This is a genomic window from Variovorax boronicumulans (assembly GCF_030812215.1).
GTDB lineage: Bacteria > Pseudomonadota > Gammaproteobacteria > Burkholderiales > Burkholderiaceae_C > Variovorax > Variovorax boronicumulans_C.
Window position 1 is genome coordinate 934872 of record NZ_JAUSSG010000001.1, and the last position, 26560, is coordinate 961431.

Below are 26560 nucleotides of genomic sequence, written 5' to 3' on the forward strand. Positions count from 1 at the left end.
AGGCTCAGCCCGAACGGTTTTGCGGCTCAAGCCAGCGTGTATGCCGTCTTCACCGTGGTGAAGAACTCCTGCGCGTACTTGCCCTGCTCGCGCGGACCGTAGCTCGAACCCTTGCGGCCGCCGAAGGGCACGTGGTAGTCGACGCCCGCCGTCGGCAGGTTGACCATCACCATGCCGGCCTGGCTGTGGCGCTTGAAGTGCGCCGCGTACTTGAGCGAGGTGGTCGCAATGCCGGCGGAGAGGCCGAACTCGGTGTCATTGGCGGTGGCCAGCGCTTCCTCGTAGTTCTTCACGCGGATCACGCTCGCGACCGGGCCGAAGATTTCTTCCTTGTTGATGCGCATCGTCGCCGCCGATTCGCTGAACAGCGCGGGCGACATGTAGTAGCCGTCGGTCTCCAGCTTCAGCAGTTCGCCGCCGGCTGCCAGCGTGGCGCCTTCGCCCTTGCCGATGGCGATGTACTCCATGTCCTGGTCCAGTTGCGACTTCGACGAGACCGGGCCCATGTCGGTGCCCTGCGCCAGCGCGTCGCCAACCTTGATCTTGGCCATGCGCGTCTTCATCGCCTCGATGAACTTCGGGTAGATGCCTTCGGTGACGATCAGGCGGCTCGATGCGGTGCAGCGCTGGCCGGTCGAGTAGAACGCGCTCTGCACGCTGAGCTCCACGGCCTGCGCAAGGTCGGCGTCGTCGAGGATCACCTGCGGGTTCTTGCCGCCCATTTCGAGTTGGACCTTCTTGTTGCTCGTCACGCACTGGATCGCGATGTTGCGGCCCACGCCCGTCGAGCCGGTGAAGCTGATCGCATGGATGCCGGGGTGCTTGACCAGCGCCTCGCCGATCACGCTGCCGCGGCCCATCACCAGGTTGAACACACCCGCCGGAATGCCCGAGCGGCTGATGATTTCACTCAACGCCCATGCGCTGCCCGGCACGAGGTCCGCGGGCTTCAGGACCACGCAGTTGCCGAAGGCGAGCGCGGGTGCGATCTTCCAGGCGGGAATGGCGATGGGGAAGTTCCACGGCGTGATGAGGCCGACCACACCAACCGGTTCGCGCGTGATTTCCACGCCGATGTTCGGACGCACCGAAGGCAGGATCTCGCCCGAGAGGCGCAGGCACTCGCCCGCGAAGAACTTGAAGATCTGCCCCGCGCGCGTGGCCTCGCCGATGCCTTCGGCCTTGGTCTTGCCTTCCTCGCGTGCGAGCAGCGTACCGAGCTCTTCCTTGCGCGCGAGGATCTCGGTGCCGATCTTGTCGAGCGCGTCCGAGCGTGCCTGGATGCTGCCCGTGGCCCAAGCGGGGAAAGCGGCGGTGGCAGCGGCCACGGCGGCATCGACATGCGCCGCGTCGCCCTGGGTGTACTGGCCCAGCACATCGGCCAGGTTGCTGGGGTTGACGTTGGGGCTGTAGCTCTTGCCAGCCAGCCATTCGCCATTGATGAGGTTGTTGAATTCAGTCATCGTCGATGTCCTTGTTTGCCTGTTGCGGTGATGGAGTTTGAAGAGTCCGGCGGCTAGGTGGCGCCTTCGGACTCCACGTAAAGGGCGTACAGCGAATGGCTGGCCGCCATGTAGAGGCGATTGTTCTTCGGGCCGCCGAACGTGAGGTTCGCACAACGTTCGGGCAGACGGATGAAACCGATGGGCTTGCCTTGCGAGTTGAATATCTTGACGCCATCGAGGTCTTCGGACTTCGCGAGCGGCTGATAGACCTTCATGCCGTTGCCGGCATCGGTGGGCTCGGCGGCCAGTGCGCCGTTCCAGCCCCAGCCCATCCAGAGGTTGCCGTCGCGGTCGACGCGAAAGCCGTCGAGCGCGGCCGCGCCCACGCCGTCGATCAGCTTGGCCTTGTTCGACACGCTGCCATCGGCCGCCACGTCGTAGCTCCAGAGGCTGCGGTTGGGCGTTCCCTTCCACTCGATGACGTAGAGCTTCTTCTCGTCCGGCGAGAAGGCCAGGCCGTTCGGGTTCACGAGGTCGGTGATCACGGCCGTGACCTGGCCATCGGGCGTCACGCGGTACACGTTGGTCGTGGGCTGCTCGGGCGTGGCCCGGTCGCCTTCCCAGGTGCCCGAAATGCCGAAGAGCGGATCGGTGAACCAGACGGTGTCGTCCGACTTCACGACCACGTCGTTCGGTGAATTCAGCCGCTTGCCCTGGAAGCGGTCGGCCAGCACGGTCATGCGCCCGTCATGCTCGGTGCGCACCACCCGCCGCGTCACCGAATGCTCGCAACTGATCAAGCGCCCCTGACGGTCGCGCGTGTTGCCGTTGCAGTGGTTCACGTTCGACTTGTGGACCTTGAACTCGCCGGTCTTTTCCTCATAGCGCATCAGCCGGTTGTTCGGGATGTCGCTGCACACGAGGTAGCCCTCGCGCGGCAGGTACACCGGGCCTTCGGCCCAGCGCATGCCGGTGCCGACCTGCTCGAGCGTGCTGCTGTAGAGGCGGTACTTGGCGAAGCTGGGGTCGAGGACCAGCACCGCCGGGTCCGGGTAGCGCTGCTGCGGCTTGTAGGGGAAGGATTGGGCGCCCGCGGCAGCAGCCACGGCGCCGAGCGCCGAGCCGGCGGCTGCCTGGAGCAGGCGGCGGCGATCGATGTTGTTGTTCATGCAGTCTCCTTGGGTGTCGAAGCCGCCGGTGCGCAAAGGCGCCAGGCACTCAGCGGACCATGCAGGGCCGCTTGTTGTCGAAGGTCCAGTTGGGAATCAGGTATTGCATGGCTTGCGCATCGTTGCGCGCGCCCAGGCCGTGCTTCAGGTACAGCTGGTGCGCCTTCTCGACTTCGTCCATGTCGAGCTCGATGCCCAGGCCGCCGCGCGTCGGCACCTTCACGAAGCCCTCCTCGATCTGCAGCGGCGACTTCGTGAGGCGCTGGCCGTCCTGCCAGATCCAGTGCGTGTCGATGGCCGTGACCTTGCCGGGTGCGGCAGCAGCCACGTGCGTGAACATCGCGAGCGACACGTCGAAGTGGTTGTTCGAGTGCGAACCCCAGGTGAGGCCCCAGGCCTGGCACAGCTGCGCCACGCGCACCGAGCCTTGCATGGTCCAGAAATGCGGATCGGCCAGCGGAATGTCGACCGACTGCAGCGAGAGGCTGTGCACCATCTCGCGCCAGTCGGTGGCGACCATGTTGGTCGCCGTCGGCAAGCCGGTGGCGCGGCGGAACTCGGCCATCACCTCGCGGCCCGAGAACACGCCTTCGGCACCGCACGGGTCTTCGGCATAGGCCATCACGCCGTGCAGGTCGCGGCACAGGCGGATCGCGTCGGCCAGCAGCCAGCCGCCGTTGGGATCGAGCGTGACGCGCGCCTTCGGAAAGCGCTCGTGCAGCGCGCGAATGGCTTCGACTTCTTCTTCGCCGCGCAGCACACCGCCCTTCAACTTGAAGTCGGTGAAGCCGTAGCGCGCATGCGTGGCTTCGGCCAGGCGCACGATGGATTCGGGTGTCATCGCCTCTTCGTGGCGAAGGCGGAACCAGTCGTTGTCCGCACCGGGGTCGGTCTCGTACGGCAGGTCGGTCTTCGTGCGGTCGCCCACATAGAAGAGGTAGCCGAGCATCTGCACCGCATCACGCTGCTGGCCTTCGCCGAGCAGGGCCGCAACGGGCACTTCGAGGAACTGGCCCAGCAGGTCGAGCAGCGCGGCCTCGACGGCCGTGACCGCATGGATGGTCACGCGCAAGTCGAAAGTCTGCTGGCCGCGGCCGCCGCTGTCGCGGCCGGCGAAGGCGCTGCGCAGGCTGTTGAGCACCGCGTTGTGGCGGCCGATGGGCTGGCCGACGATCAGGTCGCGCGCGTCTTCGAGCGTCTGGCGGATCTTCTCGCCGCCCGGCACTTCGCCCACGCCGGTGTGGCCGGCGCTGTCGGTCAGGATCAAGAGGTTGCGCGTGAAGAACGGGCCATGGGCGCCGCTGAGGTTCATCAGCATGCTGTCGTGGCCCGCGACGGGGACCACGCGCATGCCGGTGACGACGGGCGCGCCCGACACGACGTTGGAAACGGATTCAGGACTTGTCATCTTCGGGCTCGGTGCCTCAGTCTGCGGTGATGTGGCGGGTGTCGATCAATGTCTTCCATCGCGTCCACTCGCGCAACTGGAAGGCGGTGAAGTCCTCGGGGGTGCTGGCGACGATTTCCAGGCCCTGGTCGAGCATGCGCTTCTTCGTTTCCGGGTCCTGCATCGCTGCGATCACCGCGTCGCTCAGCTTCTTCTTCAATGCGGCCGGCAGGCCCTTCGGCGCGGCCACGCCCTGCCACGAATAGACCTCGGCGCCCTTCACGCCCGCCTCGGCCAGCGTGGGCACGTCGGGCAGCACGGGCGAGCGCTTGTCGCCGGTGACGGCAATCGCGCGCAGCTTGCCCGCGCGGATGTGCGGCAGCACGGCATTGACGTTCTGGAACGAGAAGTCGACCTGGTTGCCCAGCAGGTCGTTCACCGCGGGCGCGCCGCCCTTGTAGGGAACGTGCACGCCTTCGGTCTTGGTCTGCTGCCAGAAGAGTTCGGCCGACAGGTGATCGGACGAGCCGTTGCCAGAGCTCGCGAACGAGACCTTGCCCGGCGTCTTGCGCAGCAGCGCGAGCACGTCGGCCACCGTGTGCTCGGGCCGCGCGACGTTGGCGACGAGCACGTTGGGCGCCTGCACGGGCACGCTGATGTAGTCGAAGTCTTTCGTCGCGTCGTAGGGCACGCTCTTCTGCAGGTGCGGCGTGACGACGAACGCACCGAGCGACGACACCAGCAGCGTGTAGCCGTCAGGCAGTGCGCGCTTGACGAAGCCGGTGCCGATGGTGCCCGTGGCACCGGGCCGGTTGTCGACGACGAAGCTGCCGCCGAGTTTGGTCTGCAGTTGCAACGCCAGCGCACGCGCCACCATGTCGGTGGAGCCGCCGGCGGGGAACGGCACGATGATGGTCACCGGTTTTTGCTGGGGCCATGCATCGGCCTGGGCCGAGGCATGCAGGGGCAGCATGGCGGTGGCGGCGAGCGCGAGGCCCGCTGCAAGAAGCTCTCGTCTCTGCATGCGTGCTCCCGATCAGGGGTTGACGCGAACAGCCTGGCGCGCGAGCAGCTTCCAGTTGCCGCCCTGCTTCTGCCAGACACCGAGGATCTTCAGCGCCACCTTGCCGGGCTTGCCCGAGTCGTTGGTGTCGGCCGCGAGCGTGTGGCGCACGATGGCCGTGTTGGCATCGACCACCTTGATGGTCTGCTCGGTGATCGTGATGGTCACGAAGTCCGATTTGCCGTCGAGCAGGTCGCTGATGAAGCTGGCCTTGGTGTCGACCTTGCCACCCGAGTGGCCGTAGCTCAGGTCGTCGGCCACCAGCGCGCCGAGCGCGGCGGCGGTCGGGTCGACCATGGCAATGCGCAGGCGCTCGGCGGCCGCGGCCACCGAAGCCTGGTCGGATGCGCCGCCGCCTGCGGGCGCCATCGCACAGCCCGTGAATACGGCGACCGAGGCGGCGATGAGAAAGAATTTCTTGATGAGCATGTCGTTGACTCCGTTGTTGTGTTGATGCTTGTCGACTGCGAAAAAGAGGCTTGCTTCTTACTGCGGGCCGAGCGTGGCGATCAGCGCCTTCAGCTCTTCCATCTCGCCGGGCTTGAGGTCCGTGAGCGGTGCGCGCACCGGGCCCGCGTCGTGGCCGACGATCTTGGCGCCGGCCTTGACGATGCTCACGGCGTAGCCCGGCGTGCGGTTGCGCAGCTCGAGGTAAGGCATGAAGAAGTTCTTCAGCAGGCGGTGCTGCGTCGCGAAGTCGTCGTTGGCGACCGCGTGATAGAAATCCATCGCCGTCTTGGGGATGAAGTTGAAGACAGCCGACGAGTACACCGGCGTGCCCATGGCCTTGTAGGCGGCGGCATAGACCTCGGCGGTCGGCAGGCCGCCGAGATAGGCGAAGCGGTCGCCCATCTTCTGGTAGATCGCGACCATCGCCTCGATGTCGCCCACGCCGTCCTTGAAGCCGACGAGGTTCGGGTTGCGTTCGGCGAGCGCTGCCAGCGTGTCGGGCTTGAGGCGGCTCGACGCACGGTTGTAGACGATCACGCCGAACTTCACGCTCTTGCACACCGCCTCGACGTGCGCGGCCAGGCCTTCCTGGCCGGCTTCGGTGAGGTAGTGCGGCAGCAGCAGGATGCCGTGCGCGCCGGCCTTCTCGGCGGCTTGCGCGCACTGGATGGCGAAGCGCGTCGGGCCGCCGGCGCCAGCAATGATCGGCACCACGCCGCGGCAGGTGTCGACGGCGGTCTGGATGATGCCGGGGTACTCGTCGCCGGTCAGCGAGAAGAACTCGCCCGTGCCGCCTGCGGCGAACAGCGCGCTCGCGCCGTAGGGGGCCAGCCATTCGAGCCGCTCGACGTAGCCCTTCTTGTTGAAGTCGCCGTTGCTGTCGAAGTCGGTCAGCGGGAACGAGAGCAGGCCGGAGCCCATGATGGTCTTGAGTTCTTGCGGGTTCATCGGGAAACGTCCAGTGAAGATTTGAGAAAGAAAAATGAGGGTTTTGAATGGCCGGTCGTCAATCGAGCTTGACGTTGGCTTCCTTGATCACCTGGGCCCAGCGCGCGCGCTCCTTGGCAAAGAACTGGTCCTGCTCGGGCGCGGTCATGGTCACGACCTCGGCGCCCTGGCCTGCCAGCCGGGCACGGATGTCGGGGGTGCGGATGATGCGGACCAGTTCCTTGTTGAACCGGGCGATCACCGCATCGGGCGTGCCGCGCGCGGCGACCACGCCCTGCCAGGTGCCCGACTCGTAGCCGGGCACGCCCTGCTCCGAGATGGTCGGCACATTGCCGATCAACGGCATGCGGGTGGGCTTGGACACAGCGATCAGCTTGAGCTTGCCGCTCTGCACATGCGGATAGGTGGCGAGCATGCCGTTCATCAGCACCTGCGTCTGGCCGGCGACGGTGTCGAGCACGGCCTGCACGCCGCCCTTGTAGGGCACGTATTCCCACTTGGCGCCGCTCTTGCGCTGCAGCTCGACGCCTGCCAGGTGCGCGGTGCTGCCGCTGGCGGTAACGGCGAAGTTGAAATCGCTCTTCTTGGACAGTTCGACCAGTTCCTTCAGCGTATTGGCCTGCACCGAGGGATGCACCACCAAGAGGTGCGGCGAGTAAGCCAGCATGGCCACGCTGCGCAGGTCCTTGGTCGGGTCGAAAGGCAGCTTGGGGTACAGCGACGGGCTGATGGCCAGCGCGCCGAGGTCGCACAGCATGAGGGTATGGCCGTCGGCCGGGGCCTTGGCCAGCATGTCGGCGCCCAGGTTGCCGTTGGCGCCCGCGCGGTTCTCGATCACCACGGGCTGGCCCAGCGCATCCGACAGCGGCTGGCTGATCGAGCGCGCAATGATGTCTGATGAGCCGCCCGGCGGGTACGGAACGATGAGCCGGATCGGCTTGGACGGCCAGTTGCCGCCGCCGCCCTGCGCAAAGGCGCGCACCGGCAGGCTGGCGGCCAGGGTCGTGGCAAGGGCGGCGCCCAGTGCGCCGCGTCGATTGATGGTCATGCTGATGCCTCCAGTTGTTCGATGTGTGCCGTGGCTTCGCCCGTGATCAGAGCGAGAGATCAGTCATCGTACAACTTAAGAAACAACTTGTCCAGACTTGGACCCAAAAAATTCAGCGAAGGAGCTAGTTGTCGGACGAAGCGGCGTCCGCGCCGCCGCCCTTGCCGGCCACGCCGGCACCTTCGGCTTTCGCCTTCTGCTGCTGCGCGGCCTCCTGCGCGATGCGCAGGCGCTCGCGGCTGTTGGTCAGGTGGATGCGCATGGCGGCGCGGGCCGACTCGGGATCGCGGCGTGCGATGGCCGCATAGATCTCTTCGTGCTCGCGGTTCACGCGGCTCAGGTACGCACCGCCGTCCTGGATGCGGATGGCGCTGATGCGCGTGCGAGGGATGATCGTGGTGCCCAGGTGCCGCATGATGTCGGCGAAATACGGGTTGCCGGTCGACTGCGCGATCTGCAGGTGAAAGCGGAAATCGGGCGCAACGGTGTCGCCGGCGATCGTCACGTTGTGCTCGAAGTCGTCGAGCGCCTGGCGCATGGCGACCAGTTGCTCCTCGGTACGCCGGCTCGCGGCGAGCCCGGCGGATTCCGTCTCGAGGCTGATGCGCAGCTCGAGCACGGCCAGCACGTCGACCGAAGCGGCGATCTCACCCGGATCGAGACGAAACACCCCACCCGGCCGCGGCTGCAGAACGAAAGTGCCGACGCCGTGCAGCGTTTCGACCAGTCCGCCAGCCTGCAGCTTGGAGAGCGCCTCGCGCACCACGGTGCGGCTCACGCCATAGGCCTGCATGATGGCCGACTCGGTCGGGAGCTTGTCGCCCGGGCGCAGCGACTGGCTGCGGATTTTCTCGCCCAGGTCTTCCACCAGCCCGTGCGCCAGGCCGCGGGCACGCTGGCGCGGCCGCCCCACGAAGGAAGCGCCACCGGCGACTTCCGCCGCCGCATCGGTTACCAAGGGATTACCCGCAGTCGTCTGGACCATGGCCACGATAATAATCTCCAATTAGTTGTACGACAACAGATAACTTATCACCTGGAATTGCTCTGACGGCCGTTTCGTGACGTATTCCGACCTGGCTGCACCGGCATCGTAACGGCGGCTCCGGCGAAAGCACCCCACCGCTTCACCCCTTCATCACACCCGAAAAAACGTCGATGTCCCAACAAGCTTCCAACCACAAGCTCGCGCGGCTGCTGCTGACCGGCGCGGCCGGCGGCCTCGGCAAGGTGCTGCGCGAGCGGCTCAAGCCTTATGCGAACGTGCTGCGCCTCTCGGACATCGCATCGCTGGCCCCGGCCGCCGATGCGAGCGAAGAGGTCGTGCCCTGCGACCTCTCGGACAAGGCCGCGGTGCATGCGCTGCTCGAAGGCTGCGACGCCATCGTGCACCTGGGCGGCGTGTCGGTCGAGCGGCCGTTCGAGGAGATTCTCGAAGCCAACATCAAAGGCATCTTCAACGTCTACGAAGCCGCGCGCCGCCATGGCATCCGGCGCGTGGTGTTCGCGAGCTCCAACCATGTGATCGGCTTCTACAAGCAGACCGAGCACATCGATGCGCACGCGGCGCGCCGGCCCGACGGCTACTACGGCCTGTCGAAGTCCTTCGGCGAGGACATGGCGCAGTTCTACTTCGACCGCTGGGGCATCGAGACGGTGAGCATCCGGATCGGCTCCTCGTTCCCCGAGCCGCTCAACCGCCGCATGATGAGCACCTGGCTCAGCTACCGCGACCTGACGACGCTCATCGAAAAGTCGCTCTTCACGCCCGATGTGAAGCACACCGTCGTCTACGGCATGTCGGCCAACCGCGACGTGTGGTGGGACAACAGCGCCGCCGCGCACCTGGGCTTCGTGCCGCAGGACAGCTCCGAGGTGTTCCGCGACAAGGTCGAGGCGCAGCCGCCCGTTGCACCGACCGACCCCAATGCCATCTACCAGGGCGGCGCGTTCACCGCACAAGGGCCTTTCGGCGATGCGAGCTGAGCTCGTCCTCGATGCGCGCAACGGCACCGGCGAAAGCCCGGTGTGGCATGCCGCGGAGCAGGCGCTCTACTGGGTCGACATCCCGGCGCGCACGCTGAACCGCTGGCATGCGCGCGAAGGCCACGCGCATTGGCAGGCGGATGAAATGATTGCCTGCATCGCACCACGCGCCGACGTCGCCGGTGCGTGGATCGCCGGCATGGAAAGCGGGCTCTTCTCGCTGCTGCCGCAAGCCGATGGCACGCTGCGCGCCACGTCGCTCGCACCCGTGGTGCACGCCGCGCCGGCCATGCGCTTCAACGATGGCCGCTGCGACCGCCAGGGCCGCTTCTGGGCCGGCACGATGCTGCTGGACATGACCGCGGGCGCACGCGTCGGCCGCCTCTACAGCTACGGCAAGGGCAGTGAAAGCGCTACCCAACAACTTGACGATTTCATCGTGCCCAACGGCCTGGCCTTCAGCCCCGACGGCCGCACGATGTACCTCTCGGACTCGCACCCGAGCGTGCAGGCGATCTGGGCCTTCGACTACGACACCGAGATCGGCACGCCCAGCAACCGCCGTCTCTTCGTCGACATGAAGCCCCTGCCCGGCCGCCCCGACGGCGCGGCCATCGACGTCGATGGCTGCTACTGGATCTGCGGCAACGACGCGGGCCTCGTGCACCGCTTCACGCCCGATGGCCGGCTCGACCGCTCGCTCGAAGTGCCGGTGAAGAAGCCCGCGATGTGCGCCTTCGGCGGCGCGTCGCTCGACACGCTCTTCGTCACCTCGATCCGCCCCGGCGGCATCGATCTCGCGGACCAGCCGCTGGCCGGCGGCGTGTTCGCGCTGCGGCCCGGCGTGCAGGGCGTTCCCGAACCGGCCTTCGGCGCCTGACCCTTTTTCGACAACCACCAAGCAAGAGGATGAGACAAATGAAATTCACCAAGACCCTGATCGCACTGGCCGTGGGCGCCGCAGCCGCGCTGTCCAGCCTGGCTGCCGGCGCCACCGAGTTCCGCTCGGCCGACATCCACCCCGACGACTACCCGACCGTGACCGCGGTCAAGTTCATGAGCGAACGCCTGAAGGCGTTGTCGGGTGGCAAGCACTCCATCAAGGTGTTCAACAACAGCTCGCTGGGCAGCGAGAAGGACACCATCGAGCAGACCAAGATCGGCGCGCTGCAGATGGTGCGCGTGAACATCGCCCCGATGAACAACATCTGCGCCGAGACGCAGGTGCCGACCATGCCGTTCCTGTTCCGCTCGGTCGACCACCTGCACAAGGTGCTGGACGGCCCGATCGGCGAGGAAATCCTCAAGTCCTGCGAGAAGCAGGGCTTCATCGGCCTGGCCTACTACGACAGCGGCGCGCGCTCGATGTTCACCGCCAAGAAGCCGGTGCGCACCTTCGCCGACATGAAGGGCCTGAAGGTCCGCGTGCAGCAATCCGACCTGTGGGTGTCGATGCTCGAAGCCATGGGCGCCAACGCCACGCCGATGCCCATGGGCGAGGTGTACACGGGCCTGAAGACCGGCCTGATCGACGCCGCCGAAAACAACTACCCCACCTATGAAAGCGCCCGCGCCTTCGAAGTGGCCAAGTACTACAGCAAGACCGAGCACTCGATGGCGCCCGAGATGCTGCTGTTCTCCAAGCGCGTGTGGGACAAGCTGTCGGCCGAAGAGCAGGGCTGGATCCGCCAGGCGGCCAAGGAGTCGGTGCCCTACATGCGCAAGCAATGGGAAGAGCGCGAGATCAAGTCGCTCGCCACGGTGAAGGCCGGCGGCGCCGAGATCATCGAAGTCGACAAGGCCCCCTTCCAGGCCGCGATGAAGCCGGTGTACGACAAGTTCATCACCGACGCGAAGCTGAAAGATCTCGTCAAACGCGTGCAGGACACGAAGTAAGCAAGTCAGTCCGTTGAATTAGCGCCTTTCCCTGCCGGGGGAAGGTCGGGATGGGGGCAAGCGGCGCGGGAGCAGATACGCCGCTTGTCTTCACAAGAAAGAAGAACCTTCATGTACACCAAACTTTGCCGCACCCTCGCCCGTGCCTGCATGTGGTTGGGCATCCTCGGTCTCGTCGCGGTGATCTGCGCGGTGAGCTGGCAGGTGTTCGGCCGCTACGTGCTCAACAACACCCCGACCTGGGCCGAGAGCCTGGCCCTGCTGCTGGTGCTCTACGTCACGATGTTCGGCGTGGCCGTGGGCGTGCGCGATGCCGGCCACATCGGCCTGGAGTCGTTCCTCGTGCTCGCGCCCGACTGGCTGCGCCTGAAGATGGAATACCTGATTCACGCGCTGATCCTCGTCTTCGGCCTGGCCATGGCCTGGAATTGCGCCTCGCTCGCCGAGTCGGTGTGGGACTACAGATTGCCCACGCTGTGGATTTCGGAAGGCTGGAAATACGTGCCCGCGTCCATCGCCGGCGTGCTCATCGTGATGTTCTCCATCGAACACATCATCGCGCTCGCCCAGGGCCGCGAAGTCGAACCCGCCTGGGGCTGAACGAATCATGGCAACACCTCTTCTGATCCTCTGTCTCTCGTTCACGGCCTTTCTGCTGCTGGGCGTGCCGGTCGCCTTCTCGATCGGTCTTTCCGCGCTCGCCACGCTGCTGTATGAAGGCCTGCCGCTCGCGGTGGGCTTCCAGCAGATGACCTCGGGCATGGGCATCTTCTCGTTCCTTGCGATTCCGTTCTTCATCTTCGCCGGCGAGCTGATGCTCTACGGCGGCATCGCGGACCGCATCGTCAACTTCGCACGCAACCTCGTGGGCCATGTGCGCGGCGGCCTGGGCATGTCGAACGTGGTGGCCTGCACGCTGTTCGGCGGCGTCTCGGGCTCGCCCGTGGCGGACGTCTCGGCCATGGGCGCCGTGATGATCCCGATGATGAAGAAGGAGGGCTATCACGCCGACTACGCGGTCAACGTGACGACCCACGCGGCGCTCGTCGGCGCACTGATGCCCACCAGCCACAACCTGATCATCTATTCGCTGGCAGCGGGCGGCAAGGTGTCGATCGCGGCGCTGATCCTGGCGGCGCTGCTGCCGGCGGCCGTGCTCACCATCAGCAACCTTGCGGCCGCCTACCTGGTGGCGGTGAAGCGCGGCTACCCGGCCGGCAGCTTCCCGGGCTGGGCCATCGTGGCGCGCTCGTTCGCAGCCGCGCTGCCGGGCCTCTTCATCGTGGTGCTGATCCTCGGCGGCATTCTGTCGGGCATCTTCACCGCGACCGAGTCGGCTGCGGTGGCGGTGCTCTATGCACTGGGCCTCACGATCTTCGTGTACCGCACGCTGAAGTGGGAGCACTTCATCAAGGCGGCATCGAAGGCGGTGCGGACCACCGGCGTGATCCTGCTGCTGATCGGCATCTCCAGCACCTTCGGCTATCTCATCAGCCTGTACGGCGTGGCCGAACTCACGGGCCAGATGCTGTCGCAGGTGACCACCACGCCGTGGATGATCTTCCTGCTCATCAACATCATCCTGTTCGTGCTGGGCACCTTCCTGGACATGGCCGCGACGATCCTGTTGTGCACGCCGATCTTCCTGCCGATCGCCCAGCACTACGGCATGACCTCGGTGCAGTTCGGCGTCGTGATGCTGATCAATTGCGCGCTCGGCCTGAACACCCCGCCGGTGGGCACCACGCAGTTCGTCGGTTGCGCGATCGGCGGCGTCTCGGTGGGCACGGTGATGAAGACCATCTGGCCGTTCTACGGCGCGCTGATCTTCGCCCTCGGCGTGGTCACCTTTGTCCCCGCGTTCTCCACCTGGCTCCCCGGCCTCTTCATGGTGGTGAAGTAAGAAAAGAAAGGGCCCCGCGATGGCCGAGACGAACACCCGCCCCCCGCTCTACATCCGCATCCACGCGGCCGACAACGTTGCCATCGTCGCGAACGACGGTGGCCTGAAGGCGGGTGCGACGTTCGCCGACGGCCTCGTGCTGGTGGACAACGTGCCGCAAGGCCACAAGGTGGCGCTGGCCGACCTGGCCGAGGGCGACGCCATCGTTCGCTACAACGTGGTGATCGGCTATGCGCAGAAGGCGCTGCCGCGCGGCAGCTGGGTGCACGAACGCGTGATGCGCATGCCCACGGCGCCCGAGCTCGACGGCCTGCCCATCGCAACGGTCAAGCCCCCTGCGCTGCCGCCGCTGGAGGGCTACACCTTCGAGGGCTACCGCAACGCCGACGGCTCGGTGGGCTCCCGCAACATCCTGGCCATCACGCAAACCGTGCAGTGCGTGGCCGGCGTCACCGAGTTCGCGGTGCAGCGCATCAAGGCCGAACTGCTGCCGAAATTTCCGAACGTCGACGACGTGGTGGCGCTGGAGCACAGCTACGGCTGCGGCGTGGCCATCGACGCGCCCGATGCCATCGTGCCGATCCGCACGCTGCGCAACATCAGCCTCAATCCGAATTTCGGCGGCGAGGTGATGGTGGTGAGCCTGGGCTGCGAGAAGCTGCAGCCCGAGCGCCTGCTGCCGCCCGGCACCATTCCCATCGCCGACCAGCGCGGCGAGAACACTGCCGCCGATGCGGCGCTCGACGTGGTGTGCCTGCAGGACGACGCGCACGTCGGCTTCATGTCGATGATCGACTCGGTCATGCGCCAGGCCGAGGTGCATCTCGCGCGGCTGAATGCGCGCCGGCGCGAGACCGTGCCCGCCAGCGAACTGGTGGTGGGCGTTCAGTGCGGCGGCAGCGATGCTTTCTCGGGCGTCACCGCGAACCCGGCCGTGGGCTTTGCCACCGACCTCCTGGTGCGCGCTGGCGCCACCGTGATGTTCTCGGAGACCACCGAGGTGCGCGACGGCATCGACCAGCTCACCTCGCGTGCGTCGTCGCCCGAAGTGGCCGAGGCCATGATCCGCGAGATGGCCTGGTACGACGCCTACCTGCAGAAGGGCCGTGTCGACCGCAGCGCCAACACCACGCCGGGCAACAAGAAGGGCGGCTTGTCGAACATCGTCGAGAAGGCGATGGGCTCGATCGTGAAGTCGGGCTCGGCCCCGATCTCGGGCGTGCTCTCGCCCGGCGAGAAAGTCAGGCAGAAGGGCCTGATCTATGCCGCCACGCCGGCCAGCGATTTCATCTGCGGCACGCTGCAGCTGGCCGCGGGCATCAACCTGCACATCTTCACCACCGGCCGCGGCACGCCCTACGGGTTGGCCGAAGTGCCGGTCATCAAGGTCGCCACGCGCAGCGACCTCGCACGCCGCTGGCACGACCTGATGGACGTGAACGCGGGCCGCATCGCCGACGGCGACGCCTCCATCGAAGACGTGGGCTGGGAGCTGTTCCGGTTGATGCTCGATGTGGCCAGCGGCAAGAAGAAGACCTGGGCGGAGCACTGGAAGCTGCACAACGCGCTCGTGCTGTTCAACCCCGCGCCCGTGACCTGAGGAGGTGGTGACGGCGGCAATCTGATCCGGATGGCACGGCGGAGGGGCCGGGCCTAGCTTATTTCTACAACAGAAGGAGACAGAGGATGCAGAAACCCAAGCTGGTATTGAGCCTGATCGCGGGCGCCGCCCTGCTCACCGCGTGCGGCGGTGGGAGCGACAGCAGTGGCACGTTCTTTCCGCCCGTGGCGGTGAACCCTCCGGCGCAGCCGCCAGCGGAGACGCCGGTAGACCCCGAAGTGCTTGCAGCGCAGCCGAAGCTGTCGAACAAGCCGATGGACGACATCGTGCGGGAGAACCTGCTGCCGACGATCGAGCGGCTGTTCGAGCAGGTGCGCGTGCAGAAGCTCGGCACCATCATCCAGGGCCAGGAGGTGTTCAAGAAGGGCGGCAAGGACAAGTTCCTGCCGGGCAAGGTCGCTATCGGGTTTTCGTACCTCCTGCTCAACACCCCGCCGTCCGACCCGAAATACCAGGGCTACCTCGACGGCTACCGCGAGATCGCGGTCGAGACGATCAACTCGACCAACGACAGCTGGGGCATCTACTACTACATGTCGGCCTTGTGGAAGCTCAAGAAAGCCGGTTTGCTAGACGGCGCGAGCCCGGCGATCGATGCCGACACGCTCGTCAAGCTCAAGACCAAGCTTGACTGGACCGCTTTCGTCAATCCCGACTACTCGTTGAAAAACCTGCCCACGAATTACTACGGCGTAGCCTTCAGCATCGCTCGCCTGCGCTACCTGATGGGCTGGGAAGGCCCCGAGGCCAGCGAGGCGCTGCTGCAGAAGATGATCACGCACTACAAGACCTTCTCGGCCTTCGGCTTCTCCGACGAAACCGACGGCGGGGGTCGCTTCGACCGCTACAGCGTGCTGCTGATCGGAGAGATCATGCAGCGCCTGATCGAGACCGGCATGACGGTGTCCGCCGAGGACGAGGCTTCGCTCAAGGGCTGGCTGCGCCAGTCGGTCGATGTCATCAAGGTGCGCCTCAATCCGGCGGGCAACGGCGTGGACTACGGCCGCAGCCTGTCGGCCTACGCGGACACCGCATTCGTCGAAGTGCTCTCGGCGGCCGAGCATCTGAATGTGCTGTCGGCCGAGGAGAAAGACATCGCCTACGCGTTCGCCACGCGCGTCACGGCCAAGTACGTGGAATTCTGGTACGACGCGGAAGCCGGATCGCTCAACATGTGGGACAAGGGCCGCAACACCGATGACTATCGCAGCAAGGAGCGCATCCTCGGCGAGAACCTGAGTCTCTCGCATCAGCTGATCTATACCAACAACCTCTGGAAGTCCGCTGGCTACGCGCAAAAGCCGCCGGTCTCGACCCAGACCTTCCTGGCCTACCTCGACAAGCTGCCGCGCAGCACGCTCACGAAGTTCGCGGGCTTCGACGGCCAGCCCGCCACCTACGACCGCGGCCTCGTCACCTACCGCGACGGCCTGCGCATCGTCAGCCTGCCGGTGGTGAACGGCGCCAAGACGTATCACTACACCAACCCCTACTTCGCCATCCCGCACTCGTACAACATGCTCTCCGGCGTGGCCGACAGGCAATGGCCGCAACTGCAGCCGAGGTTCACGGTCGCGGGCTCACTGGACCCGCTGATTCCCGCGACTTACCAGAAGAACCTCAAGATCGCCGAAGCCGGCAAGGTGCTCACCGTGACCTACGACCAGGATGCGATGGACAAGGCCACCAGCGGCAACGATCCGATCAAGGACACGCGCATCGCCTCTTCGACCGCGTACACCTTCGAGCCCGGAAAGATCACCCGCGTGGACACCTACACGCCCGCTGCCGCACTCGACATCGGCAAGGTCGAGCTGGAATTCGGCTCCTACTCCGATGGCGTGACGGCACTCGGCGGCAACAGGTTCAGCTACGCCAACGGCGACGTGCAGGGCTTCGAGGTCGAAGGCCTGCAGGACTGCGCACCGGTCGACGTGAGTGCCGACAGGGACTACAACACGCCCACCGGCGCGCTCAAGACCAGCATCCGCTGCAGTGCACCTGCCTTCAGTTTCGCCACGCCGCTCACGATCAAGTGGGTGCTGAAGTACCGCTCGCCCAGCGTGGCGTCCATATCGCCGCGCTGACCTTCTTTCGCTCTCATCAACGGAACCCCTCATGGAAGACCTCAAGGACAAGACCGCGCTCGTGACCGGTGCCAGCACCGGCATCGGCGCGGCGGTGGCCATCGCCTTCGCCGCGCGCGGCATGCGCTTGGCCGTGCACTACAACAGCTCGGCCGACGCCGCGAACCAGGTGGTGGAAACCATCCGCGCCGCCGGCGGCACTGCGTTCGCGGTGAAGGCCGATGTGCGCGACACCGCCGCGATCCGCGCCTGCGTGAAGGAGACCTCGGCGCAGCTCGGCCGCATCGACGTGCTGGTGAACAACGCCGGCAGCCTGGTCAAGCGCGTGCCCATCGCCGAGTTCGACGATGCGCTGTTCGACGAGGTGATGCACATCAACGCGCGCTCGGTGCTCGCGTTCTGCCGCGAGGTGGTTCCCCTGATGCGCACGCAGGGCGGCGGCAACATCATCAACGTGACCTCGGTCGCGGCACGCACCGGCGGCGGGCCGGCCGCGTACCTGTATGCGGGCTCCAAGGGGTTCGTGAGCACCGCGACGCACGGGCTCGCGAAGGAACTGGTGGGCGACAGGATTCGCGTGAACGCGGTTGCGCCAGGCGTGATCCAGACGCCGTTTCAAGACCGCTTCTCGACGCCCGCGATGCTGGAGAACTTCAGGGCGAGCATTCCGATGGGCCGCATCGGCGAGCCCGAGGAATGCGTCGGTGCGTTTCTCTACCTGGCCTCGGAACAGCTCTCGGGCTATGTGACGGGCCAGGTGATCGAAGTGAATGGCGGGCAATACATGCCCTGACATCTTTTGGAGGAACGGCCCTTGCCACAGGGTCGTTCGTGGATCGGATCAACAACGGAGACAAGAGACATCATGAAAAGAAGCACCCTCGTTCGCGGCCTCGCCGCCCTCTCGGCCACCGCCGCGCTCTCGCTCGGACTGGCCTCGACGGCCTCCGCGCAGGCCGCCAGCGACTTCCCGAACCGCACCATCGAACTTCTGGTGCCCTACCAACCGGGCGGCGGCACCGATGGCCTCGCGCGCGCTTTCTCGGAAGCGAGCCGCAAGCACATCTCGCAGAGCATCGTGATCGTCAACCGCCCCGGCGCGGGCGGCGCCATCGGCTGGACCGAGGTGATCAACGCCAAGCCCGACGGCTACAAGCTCGCGGTGCTCACGGTCGAGCTGCTCACGCTGCCGCACCTGGGCCTCGCGAAATTCAACTACGACGACTTCCAGCCGATCGCGCAGCTCAACGCCGACCCGGCCGCGATCACGGTGAAGGCCGATGCGCCGTGGAACACCATCGAGGAGTTCCTCGCCGCCGCGAAGAAGTCGCCCGAGAGCATCCGCGTGGGCAACTCGGGCAACGGCTCGATCTGGCACCTGGCGGCGGCCGCGCTCGAAGACAAGACCGGCACGAAGTTCGGCCACATCCCGTTCCAGGGTGCCGCGCCCGCAGTGCTGGCGCTGCTGGGCGGTCACATCGAAGCCGTCGCCGTGAGCCCGGCGGAAGTGACGACGCACGTGCAGGGCGGCAAGCTCAAGGTGCTGATGGTGATGGCCGACAAGCGCGTGAAGGGCTTCGAGAAGGTGCCGACCGCCAAGGAGCGCGGCATCGACCTGTCGATCGGCACCTGGCGCGGCATCGGCGCGCCGAAGAACACGCCGCCCGAAGTGATGGCCAAGCTGCGCGAGATCACCGCCAAGACGGCCGCCGAGCCGCTGATGCACGAGGTGATGGACAAGCAGAACCTGGGCTACGTCTACACCGACGGCGCCGTGTTCAAGGAGACGCTGGCCAAGGACAACGTCTATTTCAAGCAGCTGATCACCAAGCTCAACATCAAGCCATGACCCGGCCATCGGAGATCAACGACATGCAACGCCGCACACTGATTCAAACCGCCCTCGCCTCTTCGCTTGCCGCGGCACTGCCCGCGTTCGCGCAGAGCAGCAACACCTGGCCCACGGGCAAGGCCATCACCTACCTCGTGCCCTTTCCCGCGGGCGGCACCACCGACGTGCTGGGCCGGCTGATCGGGCAGAAGCTCGGCACCGTGCTGGGCACGAGCGTGATCATCGACAACAAGGGCGGCGCCGGCGGCAGCGTGGGCTCGGAGATCGGTGCGCGCGCGGCGCCCGACGGCTTCACGCTGGTGGGCGGCACGATCAGCTCGCACGCGATCAACGTGAGCCTGTACCCCAAGATCGGCTACGACCCGCAGAAGTCGTTCGCGCCGGTGACGCTGATCGGCACCAACCCGGTGGTGCTGGTGGTGAACCAGGCGAGCCCCTACAAGACGCTCAAGGACGTGCTGGACGCGAGCAAGGCCAAGCAGGGCGGGCTCTCGTCGGCTTCGGCGGGCACGGGCACCTCGCAGCACCTGGCGCTGGAGTTGCTGGCCTTCAAGTCGGGCGTGAAGTTCACGCACATTCCCTACAAGGGCAGCGGCCCGGCAATCCAGGACGTGATCGGCGGGCAGGTCGACATGATGTTCGACACCACGGTGGTCGCGGGCCCGCACATCCAGAGCGGCAAGCTGCGCGCCATTGCCGTCACCTCGGCCAAGCGCCTGGCCTCGATGCCCGACGTGCCGACCGTGGCCGAGTCGGGCATCCAGGGGCTGAAGGATTTCGAAGTCGTGTCGTGGCAGGCGATCTTCGTGCCCGCGGGCACGCCGGCACCGGTCGTCGAACGGCTGCACACGGAGATCCGCAAGATCCTCGCGACACCCGAGATGCAGGACAAGCTCAAGGGCTTCGGCATGGAGCCGGCCGATCTGTCGACGGCGCAGATTGCGGCGTTCCAGAAGGCCGAGGTGGAGAAATGGGCAGGGGTGATCAAGGCTGCCGGCATCAAGGCGGAGTAAGCAATTCGCCGCCGGCCGGCGCCCACACACAACCGAGGGAAGCTTCCTACGCTTCTTGCGGAGGGCGCTTTATAGAATGCCCCTCCGATCCGCATTCGAGGCTTCCCCCAACGTGTCCGACCGCTCCGCAGTTCTGCCCCAATACCTGTTTCCCAAGCAGGCCCTGACCAATTTCGCCGGCTGGGTCGCGGGGAAGGAACGCGGTGCCGTCACCACATGGATCATTCGCCGCTTCGTCGCCAAGTACGGCGTCGACATGGGCGAGGCGCTCGAGTCCGATATCGAGCACTACAAAAGCTTTAACCAGTTCTTCACGCGCGCACTCAAGCCCGGCATGCGCCCGCTCGCGCAGGCCGACCTGGTGTGCCCCGTGGACGGCGCCATCAGCCAGTTCGGCGCGATCGAAGGCGACCAGATCTTCCAGGCCAAGGGCCACAACTACACAACCACTGCGCTGGTCGGCGGCGATGCGACGCTGGCCGCGAAGTTCGCGCATGGCAGCTTCGCCACGCTCTACCTGAGCCCCAAGGACTACCACCGCATCCACATGCCGTGCGATGGCCGCCTCGTGCGCATGATCCATGTGCCCGGCGACCTGTTCTCGGTCAACCCGACCACCGCGCGCGGCGTGCCGGGCCTCTTTGCGCGCAACGAGCGCGTGGTGTGCGTCTTCGAATCGGCGCGCGGGCCCTTCGTGCTGGTGCTCGTGGGCGCCACCATCGTCGGCAGCATGGCCACCGTGTGGCACGGCGTGGTCAATCCGCCGCGCGTGGGCGAGCTGCGCGAGTGGAGCTACAACGACCAGCAGATCGACATCAAGAAGGGCGACGAGATGGGCCGTTTCTTGCTGGGCTCCACCGTCGTCATGCTGTTCCCGGCGCCCCCGCTGGCGTTCAACCCCGACTGGTCGCCCGCCCGCGCGATCCGTCTGGGCGAAGCCATGGCCAACTACACGAATTTGTGAGGCTTTGTCTCACAGCCCGCATGCAGCATGCCCTTACAGCTATAAAACTAGTAGCATCCACATCGTTTGCGCTATAGTCGCCGGCCAGCAGGACGGTCCATAACCAATCACAAACAAGAGCGCGCGGCATCGGCCAGCCCCAGGCCCACGGCCCGCCCAGCTTCGAGGAGATGATGTCGATGAGTACCAAGGAAAACGCAGCCGTCAGCCAGTTGCTCGCACTGCTCGAAGCCCGCTATGCGCTGCGTGTGCTCTGGGCCCTGCGCGACGGCCACGCCCAGACCTTCCGCCTGCTGCAGGACAGCGTGGGCGGCATCACTCCCAACACCCTGAACACCCGCATCAAGGAGTTGCGCGAAGCCGGCATCGTGAGCCACGGCAGCGACGGCTATTGCCTCACCTTGAGCGGGCAGGACCTGCTCAAGCGGTTGTCCGACCTGCAGGCCTTTGCCGGCAAATGGCAACTGGGTCAGCTCAAGAAAGCGGCGGCACCGGCCGCTCCCCCGGCCACTGCTGCCTCGGCGGCGCCCGTGACGCCTCCGGCGCCCTCCTCGCCCTCCTCGTCCTCCTCGCCTTCTTCCCCGCCGCCCCCCGCACCGCCCGTCGACACGGCGAGCTGAGCAGGCCGCCGGCCGGCATCGGTAAACTCCGCGCCTTCGATCCAATTCACCATTCATCGACGCAAGGAGCGTTTTCCCATGCCTACCACCCCCTCCGGCCTCCAGTACGAAGACACAGAAGTCGGCACCGGCGCCGAAGCCAAGGCTGGCCAGCACGTGCATGTGCACTACACCGGCTGGCTCTACAACGACGGCGTGCAAGGCGCCAAGTTCGATTCGAGCCGCGACCGCAACGACCCCTTCGCGTTTTCGCTGGGCGCCGGCCAGGTCATCAAGGGCTGGGACGAAGGCGTCGCCGGCATGAAGATCGGCGGCAAGCGCACGCTGATCATTCCCGCATCGCTGGGCTATGGCGCCCGCGGCGCCGGCGGCGTGATCCCTCCGAACGCCACTTTGAAGTTCGACGTCGAACTGCTCGACGCGCACTGATCTAGCCAGGCTCGCCCCCAGGCTGCGCGCACTTCGTGTCGCTTCGCCCCCCCTACCGGGGGCAACACCAGCGGCCCGGCAAAGCCGGTTCCGCGGTGTCTCGCGAGAAAACAGCCTCAAAACCCCGTGCAGCGGCCCATTTGGCCGCATTTTTTCGCTTGAAATGCCTCTGGCCAGCCCCAAGTGGCTGGCTATCGTTTGTTTTCCCGGCGCACGCCGGTTCTTTGAAAAATGTCTGACCCGCAACAATCCGCACAGAATTCGCAAATGCTGCAAGGCGAGCCCAGTCCCGAAGAACTGGAGGCCGCGCAGGCCGCCAACGAAGCCGACGCATTGGCCGCTGCGCAAGGCGAGCTGGCAACGCTGCAGGCCAAGAACGCCGAATTGGCCGACCAATACCTGCGCGCCCAGGCCGACGTTCAAAACGCCCGCCGCCGCGCCGAAGACGAAATCACCAAGGCCCGCAAATTCGCGGTCGAGGCCTTTGCCGAAAGCCTGCTGCCGGTGACCGACAGCCTGGAAGCCGGTCTCGCCATCAAGGACGCCACCCCCGAGCAGATCCGCGAAGGCGCCGAAGCCACGCTGCGCCAGCTCAAGAGCGCGCTCGAACGCAACAAGGTCATCGAAGTGGCCCCGGCCGCCGGCACCAAGTTCGATCCGCACCAGCACCAGGCCATCTCGGTGGTGCCCGCTCCCGAGCAGGAACCCAACACCGTGGTGAGCGTGCTCCAGAAGGGCTACACGATCAACGATCGCGTGCTGCGTCCGGCGCTGGTCACGGTCAGCGCGCCGAAATAAGTCTTCCGAGCACACACGATTCCCACAGGAAATCCCCGCTTCATCCCCTTGAATCGAGCCGGGTTATCCACAAGTTCATAACAACATTTTTTTCAGGCTTTCAGGAGTAAAGAACATGGCAAAGATCATCGGCATCGACCTCGGCACCACCAACTCGTGCGTGTCGATCATGGAAGGCAACACCACGCGTGTGATCGAGAACTCGGAAGGTGCGCGCACCACGCCGTCGATCGTCGCGTACCAGGAAGACGGTGAAGTGCTGGTCGGTGCCTCGGCCAAGCGCCAGGCCGTCACGAACCCCAAGAACACGCTGTACGCGATCAAGCGTTTGATCGGCCGCAAGTTCGAGGAAAAGGAAGTGCAGAAGGACATCGACCTGATGCCCTACACCATCGCCAAGGCCGACAACGGCGACGCATGGGTGGAAGTGCGCGGCAAGAAGATCGCCCCGCAGCAGGTCAGCGCCGACATCCTGCGCAAGATGAAGAAGACCGCCGAAGACTATCTCGGCGAAACCATCACCGAAGCCGTGATCACGGTGCCGGCGTACTTCAACGACGCGCAGCGCCAGGCCACCAAGGACGCCGGCCGCATCGCGGGCCTGGACGTCAAGCGCATCATCAACGAGCCCACCGCTGCGGCGCTGGCCTTCGGCCTCGACAAGCAGGACAAGGCCGACCGCAAGATCGCCGTGTATGACCTGGGCGGCGGCACCTTCGACGTGTCGATCATCGAAATCGCGGACGTGGACGGCGAGAAGCAGTTCGAAGTGCTGTCGACCAATGGCGACACGTTCCTGGGTGGCGAAGACTTCGACCAGCGCATCATCGACTACATCATTGCCGAGTTCAAAAAGGAACAGGGCGTCGACCTGAGCAAGGACGTGCTGGCTCTGCAGCGCCTGAAGGAGGCCGCTGAAAAGGCCAAGATCGAACTGTCGAACAGCGCGCAGACCGACATCAACCTGCCCTACATCACGGCCGATGCCTCGGGTCCGAAGCACCTGAACATCAAGCTCACCCGCGCCAAGCTGGAAAGCCTGGTCGACGAGCTGGTCGAGCGCACCATCGCGCCCTGCCGCCTGGCCATCAAGGACGCCGGCATCAGCGTGAGCGACATCAACGACGTGATCCTGGTCGGCGGCATGACGCGCATGCCCAAGGTGCAGGAAAAGGTGAAGGCCTTCTTCGGCAAGGAGCCGCGCAAGGACGTGAACCCCGACGAAGCCGTGGCCGTCGGCGCCGCCATCCAGGGCCAGGTGCTCTCGGGCGACCGCAAGGACGTGCTGCTGCTGGACGTGACCCCGCTGTCGCTGGGCATCGAGACCATGGGCGGCGTGATGACCAAGATGATCACGAAGAACACCACGATCCCGACGAAGTTCGCGCAGACCTTCTCGACCGCCGAGGACAACCAGCCGGCCGTGACGATCAAGGTGTTCCAGGGCGAACGCGACATCGCCTCGGGCAACAAGGCGCTGGGCGAGTTCAACCTGGAAGGCATTCCGCCGGCAGCACGCGGCACGCCGCAGATCGAGGTGAGCTTCGACATCGACGCCAACGGCATCCTGCACGTCGGCGCGAAGGACAAGGGCACGGGCAAGGAAAACAAGATCACCATCAAGGCGAACTCGGGCTTGAGCGAAGACGAGATCCAGAAGATGGTGAAGGACGCCGAGCTCAACGCCGAAGACGACAAGAAGAAGCTCGAGATCGTGCAGGCCCGCAACCAGGGCGAAGCCATGGTGCACAGCGTGAAGAAGTCGCTGGGCGAGCATGGTGCGAGCCTGGAAGCCGCCGAAAAGGAAGCGATCGAAGCCGCGATCAAGGACCTGGAAGAAGCCCTCAAGGGTGAAGACAAGACCGCGATCGAGGAAAAGACCAACACGCTGATGACCGCAAGCCAGAAGCTGGGCGAGAAGATGTACGCGGAATCGCAAGCCGCGGCAGGCGCCTCGGCAACGAGCGGCCCGGCTGGCGCGGAAGCTGCTGCGCACGCGCAGGCCGACGACAACGTGGTCGACGCCGAAGTCAAGGAAGTCAAGAAGGGCTGATCGCCAGCCGCTTGACCAAGGCTGGAACACCTGCAAGGGTGCTCCAGCCTTTCTCGCTTCCAGTTACCCGAGTTCCCGCTGCCTCACGAGCCTCCCGATCGACCTGCCATGGCCACCAAACGCGACTATTACGAAACCCTCGGCGTCCCCAAGAACGCCAGCGAGGAAGAAATCAAGAAGGCTTATCGCAAGCTTGCGATGAAGCACCACCCCGACCGCAACCACGGCGACACCAGCAAGGACGCCGAGGCCAAGTTCAAGGAGGTGAAGGAAGCGTACGAAATGCTGTCCGACGGCCAGAAGCGCGCGGCCTACGACCAGTACGGCCACGCCGGCGTCGATCCCAACATGCGCGGCGGCCCGGGCGCGGAGGGCTTCGGCGGCTTCGCGGAAGCCTTCGGCGACATCTTCGGCGACGTGTTCGGCGGCGCGCGCGGCGGCCGCCAGAGCGGCGGGCGCCAGGTGTTCCGCGGCAGCGACCTGAGCTATGCGATGGAAGTCACGCTCGAGGAAGCGGCCGAGGGCAAGGAAGCCCAGATCCGCATTCCCAGCTGGGACAACTGCGACACCTGCAAGGGCTCGGGCGCCAAGCCGGGCACCAAGCCGATCACCTGCACCACCTGCCACGGCGCGGGCGCGGTGCAGATGCGCCAGGGCTTCTTCAGCGTGCAACAGACCTGCCCGACCTGCCACGGCAGCGGCAAGATCATTCCCGAACCCTGCACGGTGTGCCATGGCCAGGGCAAGATCAAGAACAACAAGACACTCGAGGTGAAGATCCCCGCGGGCATCGACGACGGCATGCGCATCCGCAGCACCGGCAACGGCGAGCCGGGCACCAACGGCGGGCCTCCGGGCGACCTGTACATCGAGATCCGCCTGAAGAAGCACGAGCTCTTCGAGCGCGACGGCGACGACCTGCACTGCGTGGTGCCGGTCAGCGTGACCACGGCGGCGCTCGGCGGAGAAATCAGCGTGCCCACGCTCAAGGGCGCAGCGGCCATCGACATTCCCGACGGCACGCAGAGCGGCAAGCAGTTCCGCTTGCGCGGCAAGGGCATCAAGGGCGTGCGGTCGAGCTATCCGGGCGACCTGTACTGCCACGTGCGCGTCGAGACGCCGGTGAAGCTCACCGAGCACCAGCGCAAGCTGCTGAAGGAACTGGACGAGTCGCTCAAGAAAGGCGGCGACAAGCACAGTCCCACCGACAAGGGCTGGTTCGACAAGGCCAAGGAATTCTTCAGCTGATCTGAGAGAGAAAAACCCGCTCCGTCCGGCACCAAGGGCGTGCGGGAACGATCAGGCCCCGAGCCTCTGCGAGCAACGGTTGCTGCAGAGCCTCGGGGCTTTTCTTTGTCTGCAGCGGCTGCCGTGGCGTCTTCCTTGCGCCGCCTGGCCCGCTTCGCCAAGCCGGTGCATCCAGGCCCCTGCAAACGCCGTAGAGCACAGAGCCGGTGCCCTCCGCACCGTGACGGTACGGACCGACCGGGCGTTGCGCTGCTTTCCCACGCGGGCATGCGCCACCCGCTCATGTAAATGTGGCGCGAGGATTGCTTTTAGATAATTTTCGGATGTGCAATAAACCAAACGGTAGATCGCGCGTTATTGCAGCAGGGCAGATGTTTTATTGAGCTACTGCGCTCAATAGGCGTTGTGCTCCCGGGAAAACACCAATGCCGTTCGATATAGGTATTTCACCCGGAGAGAATTGCGCAAGCGAGCCTTTTAATTTATCTGAGATTCTGAAAACTAGTTTGGATTTTTTTGGAACTTTACTCAGGAGTGGGGTCCCCAATAAATAAAACATTTGCCGCTTTGAATGTTTGCT

The 26560-nt window shown here is 65.5% G+C and carries 23 protein-coding genes and 1 pseudogene; 16 read left to right on the top strand and 8 right to left on the bottom strand.

What is annotated here, in order from left to right:
• Positions 1-26: 26 nt before the first annotated feature.
• The 8 genes from J2W23_RS04390 to J2W23_RS04425 form a co-directional block, all read right to left on the bottom strand.
• The gene (locus J2W23_RS04390; protein ID WP_307647794.1) at positions 27-1463 is read right to left on the bottom strand and encodes an aldehyde dehydrogenase family protein; all 1437 of its coding nucleotides are present in this window, start codon (positions 1461-1463) and stop codon (positions 27-29) included.
• 53 nt (positions 1464-1516) lie between these two features.
• Positions 1517-2614 (bottom strand): SMP-30/gluconolactonase/LRE family protein, encoded by a 1098-nt coding sequence (locus J2W23_RS04395; RefSeq protein WP_307647795.1) that lies wholly within the window; start codon positions 2612-2614, stop codon positions 1517-1519.
• Positions 2615-2663: 49 nt separating this feature from the next.
• Positions 2664-4022, bottom strand: coding sequence for a glucarate dehydratase (gudD, locus tag J2W23_RS04400; protein ID WP_307647796.1), 1359 nt, complete (start codon positions 4020-4022; stop codon positions 2664-2666).
• Positions 4023-4038: 16 nt separating this feature from the next.
• Positions 4039-5025: a Bug family tripartite tricarboxylate transporter substrate binding protein gene (locus J2W23_RS04405; protein WP_176658548.1), complete on the bottom strand. Its 987-nt coding sequence runs from the start codon at positions 5023-5025 to the stop codon at positions 4039-4041.
• A 12-nt stretch (positions 5026-5037) separates the two neighbouring features.
• Positions 5038-5493, bottom strand: a complete 456-nt coding sequence (locus J2W23_RS04410; protein ID WP_307647797.1) for a nuclear transport factor 2 family protein — start codon at positions 5491-5493, stop codon at positions 5038-5040.
• 57 nt (positions 5494-5550) lie between these two features.
• Positions 5551-6462 carry a 5-dehydro-4-deoxyglucarate dehydratase gene (gene kdgD / locus J2W23_RS04415; protein ID WP_176658550.1) on the bottom strand — a complete coding sequence of 304 codons (912 nt, stop codon included), beginning with the start codon at positions 6460-6462 and terminating at the stop codon, positions 5551-5553.
• A gap of 58 nt (positions 6463-6520) precedes the next feature.
• Positions 6521-7510: a Bug family tripartite tricarboxylate transporter substrate binding protein gene (locus tag J2W23_RS04420; protein WP_307647798.1), complete on the bottom strand. Its 990-nt coding sequence runs from the start codon at positions 7508-7510 to the stop codon at positions 6521-6523.
• Between the two features lie 124 nt (positions 7511-7634).
• Complete coding sequence (locus tag J2W23_RS04425) at positions 7635-8495, bottom strand: FadR/GntR family transcriptional regulator (protein ID WP_307648062.1); 861 nt, start codon at positions 8493-8495, stop codon at positions 7635-7637.
• Positions 8496-8668: 173 nt separating this feature from the next.
• Here J2W23_RS04425 and J2W23_RS04430 point away from each other — a divergent pair, with 173 nt between their 5' ends.
• From J2W23_RS04430 to dnaJ, 16 genes and pseudogenes are all read left to right on the top strand, one after another.
• Positions 8669-9496: an NAD-dependent epimerase/dehydratase family protein gene (locus tag J2W23_RS04430; RefSeq protein WP_307647799.1), complete on the top strand. Its 828-nt coding sequence runs from the start codon at positions 8669-8671 to the stop codon at positions 9494-9496.
• Positions 9486-10376 carry an SMP-30/gluconolactonase/LRE family protein gene (locus J2W23_RS04435; protein WP_307647800.1) on the top strand — a complete coding sequence of 297 codons (891 nt, stop codon included), beginning with the start codon at positions 9486-9488 and terminating at the stop codon, positions 10374-10376. Before J2W23_RS04430 ends, J2W23_RS04435 begins: the two co-directional genes overlap by 11 nt.
• A gap of 38 nt (positions 10377-10414) precedes the next feature.
• Positions 10415-11392, top strand: coding sequence for a TRAP transporter substrate-binding protein (locus J2W23_RS04440; RefSeq protein WP_307647801.1), 978 nt, complete (start codon positions 10415-10417; stop codon positions 11390-11392).
• Between the two features lie 111 nt (positions 11393-11503).
• Positions 11504-11992 carry a TRAP transporter small permease gene (locus J2W23_RS04445; protein ID WP_176658555.1) on the top strand — a complete coding sequence of 163 codons (489 nt, stop codon included), beginning with the start codon at positions 11504-11506 and terminating at the stop codon, positions 11990-11992.
• 7 nt (positions 11993-11999) lie between these two features.
• Entirely contained in the window at positions 12000-13295 is a 1296-nt protein-coding gene (locus tag J2W23_RS04450; protein ID WP_176658556.1) for a TRAP transporter large permease, read from the top strand.
• Between the two features lie 19 nt (positions 13296-13314).
• Complete coding sequence (garD, locus tag J2W23_RS04455; protein ID WP_307647802.1) at positions 13315-14895, top strand: galactarate dehydratase; 1581 nt, start codon at positions 13315-13317, stop codon at positions 14893-14895.
• Between the two features lie 86 nt (positions 14896-14981).
• Complete coding sequence (locus J2W23_RS04460) at positions 14982-17003, top strand: hypothetical protein (protein ID WP_307647803.1); 2022 nt, start codon at positions 14982-14984, stop codon at positions 17001-17003.
• A 31-nt stretch (positions 17004-17034) separates the two neighbouring features.
• Positions 17035-17796, top strand: a complete 762-nt coding sequence (locus tag J2W23_RS04465; protein WP_307647804.1) for an SDR family NAD(P)-dependent oxidoreductase — start codon at positions 17035-17037, stop codon at positions 17794-17796.
• A gap of 72 nt (positions 17797-17868) precedes the next feature.
• A complete protein-coding gene (locus tag J2W23_RS04470; RefSeq protein WP_307647805.1) occupies positions 17869-18852 on the top strand; it encodes a tripartite tricarboxylate transporter substrate binding protein in 984 nt (327 codons plus the stop codon).
• Positions 18853-18875: 23 nt separating this feature from the next.
• A complete protein-coding gene (locus tag J2W23_RS04475) occupies positions 18876-19868 on the top strand; it encodes a Bug family tripartite tricarboxylate transporter substrate binding protein (protein ID WP_307647806.1) in 993 nt (330 codons plus the stop codon).
• A gap of 112 nt (positions 19869-19980) precedes the next feature.
• A complete protein-coding gene (gene asd / locus J2W23_RS04480; RefSeq protein ID WP_307648063.1) occupies positions 19981-20832 on the top strand; it encodes an archaetidylserine decarboxylase in 852 nt (283 codons plus the stop codon).
• A 179-nt stretch (positions 20833-21011) separates the two neighbouring features.
• A pseudogene (locus J2W23_RS04485) lies at positions 21012-21314 on the top strand (winged helix-turn-helix transcriptional regulator); the annotation flags it as partial.
• Between the two features lie 216 nt (positions 21315-21530).
• Positions 21531-21881 (top strand): FKBP-type peptidyl-prolyl cis-trans isomerase, encoded by a 351-nt coding sequence (locus tag J2W23_RS04490; protein ID WP_013540334.1) that lies wholly within the window; start codon positions 21531-21533, stop codon positions 21879-21881.
• 231 nt (positions 21882-22112) lie between these two features.
• Positions 22113-22679 carry a nucleotide exchange factor GrpE gene (gene grpE, locus J2W23_RS04495; protein ID WP_307647808.1) on the top strand — a complete coding sequence of 189 codons (567 nt, stop codon included), beginning with the start codon at positions 22113-22115 and terminating at the stop codon, positions 22677-22679.
• Between the two features lie 115 nt (positions 22680-22794).
• Complete coding sequence (gene dnaK, locus J2W23_RS04500) at positions 22795-24732, top strand: molecular chaperone DnaK (RefSeq protein WP_307647809.1); 1938 nt, start codon at positions 22795-22797, stop codon at positions 24730-24732.
• A 108-nt stretch (positions 24733-24840) separates the two neighbouring features.
• Entirely contained in the window at positions 24841-25980 is a 1140-nt protein-coding gene (dnaJ, locus tag J2W23_RS04505) for a molecular chaperone DnaJ (RefSeq protein WP_042578582.1), read from the top strand.
• Positions 25981-26560: the final 580 nt, after the last annotated feature.

What these genes read in the sequence shown, in the direction of transcription:
- J2W23_RS04460 (WP_307647803.1), top strand. Translation starts at nt 14,982, where the DNA reads ATGCAGAAACCCAAGCTGGTATTGAGCCTGATCGCGGGCGCCGCCCTG.
- J2W23_RS04435 (WP_307647800.1), top strand. Translation starts at nt 9,486, where the DNA reads ATGCGAGCTGAGCTCGTCCTCGATGCGCGCAACGGCACCGGCGAAAGC.
- J2W23_RS04440 (WP_307647801.1), top strand. Translation starts at nt 10,415, where the DNA reads ATGAAATTCACCAAGACCCTGATCGCACTGGCCGTGGGCGCCGCAGCC.
- gudD (WP_307647796.1), bottom strand. Translation starts at nt 4,022, where the DNA reads ATGACAAGTCCTGAATCCGTTTCCAACGTCGTGTCGGGCGCGCCCGTC.
- J2W23_RS04425 (WP_307648062.1), bottom strand. Translation starts at nt 8,495, where the DNA reads ATGGTCCAGACGACTGCGGGTAATCCCTTGGTAACCGATGCGGCGGCG.
- dnaK (WP_307647809.1), top strand. Translation starts at nt 22,795, where the DNA reads ATGGCAAAGATCATCGGCATCGACCTCGGCACCACCAACTCGTGCGTG.
- J2W23_RS04445 (WP_176658555.1), top strand. Translation starts at nt 11,504, where the DNA reads ATGTACACCAAACTTTGCCGCACCCTCGCCCGTGCCTGCATGTGGTTG.
- garD (WP_307647802.1), top strand. Translation starts at nt 13,315, where the DNA reads ATGGCCGAGACGAACACCCGCCCCCCGCTCTACATCCGCATCCACGCG.
- J2W23_RS04390 (WP_307647794.1), bottom strand. Translation starts at nt 1,463, where the DNA reads ATGACTGAATTCAACAACCTCATCAATGGCGAATGGCTGGCTGGCAAG.
- J2W23_RS04405 (WP_176658548.1), bottom strand. Translation starts at nt 5,025, where the DNA reads ATGCAGAGACGAGAGCTTCTTGCAGCGGGCCTCGCGCTCGCCGCCACC.
- grpE (WP_307647808.1), top strand. Translation starts at nt 22,113, where the DNA reads ATGTCTGACCCGCAACAATCCGCACAGAATTCGCAAATGCTGCAAGGC.
- J2W23_RS04465 (WP_307647804.1), top strand. Translation starts at nt 17,035, where the DNA reads ATGGAAGACCTCAAGGACAAGACCGCGCTCGTGACCGGTGCCAGCACC.
- J2W23_RS04490 (WP_013540334.1), top strand. Translation starts at nt 21,531, where the DNA reads ATGCCTACCACCCCCTCCGGCCTCCAGTACGAAGACACAGAAGTCGGC.
- J2W23_RS04450 (WP_176658556.1), top strand. Translation starts at nt 12,000, where the DNA reads ATGGCAACACCTCTTCTGATCCTCTGTCTCTCGTTCACGGCCTTTCTG.
- J2W23_RS04470 (WP_307647805.1), top strand. Translation starts at nt 17,869, where the DNA reads ATGAAAAGAAGCACCCTCGTTCGCGGCCTCGCCGCCCTCTCGGCCACC.
- J2W23_RS04395 (WP_307647795.1), bottom strand. Translation starts at nt 2,614, where the DNA reads ATGAACAACAACATCGATCGCCGCCGCCTGCTCCAGGCAGCCGCCGGC.
- J2W23_RS04475 (WP_307647806.1), top strand. Translation starts at nt 18,876, where the DNA reads ATGCAACGCCGCACACTGATTCAAACCGCCCTCGCCTCTTCGCTTGCC.
- kdgD (WP_176658550.1), bottom strand. Translation starts at nt 6,462, where the DNA reads ATGAACCCGCAAGAACTCAAGACCATCATGGGCTCCGGCCTGCTCTCG.
- J2W23_RS04420 (WP_307647798.1), bottom strand. Translation starts at nt 7,510, where the DNA reads ATGACCATCAATCGACGCGGCGCACTGGGCGCCGCCCTTGCCACGACC.
- dnaJ (WP_042578582.1), top strand. Translation starts at nt 24,841, where the DNA reads ATGGCCACCAAACGCGACTATTACGAAACCCTCGGCGTCCCCAAGAAC.
- J2W23_RS04410 (WP_307647797.1), bottom strand. Translation starts at nt 5,493, where the DNA reads ATGCTCATCAAGAAATTCTTTCTCATCGCCGCCTCGGTCGCCGTATTC.
- J2W23_RS04430 (WP_307647799.1), top strand. Translation starts at nt 8,669, where the DNA reads ATGTCCCAACAAGCTTCCAACCACAAGCTCGCGCGGCTGCTGCTGACC.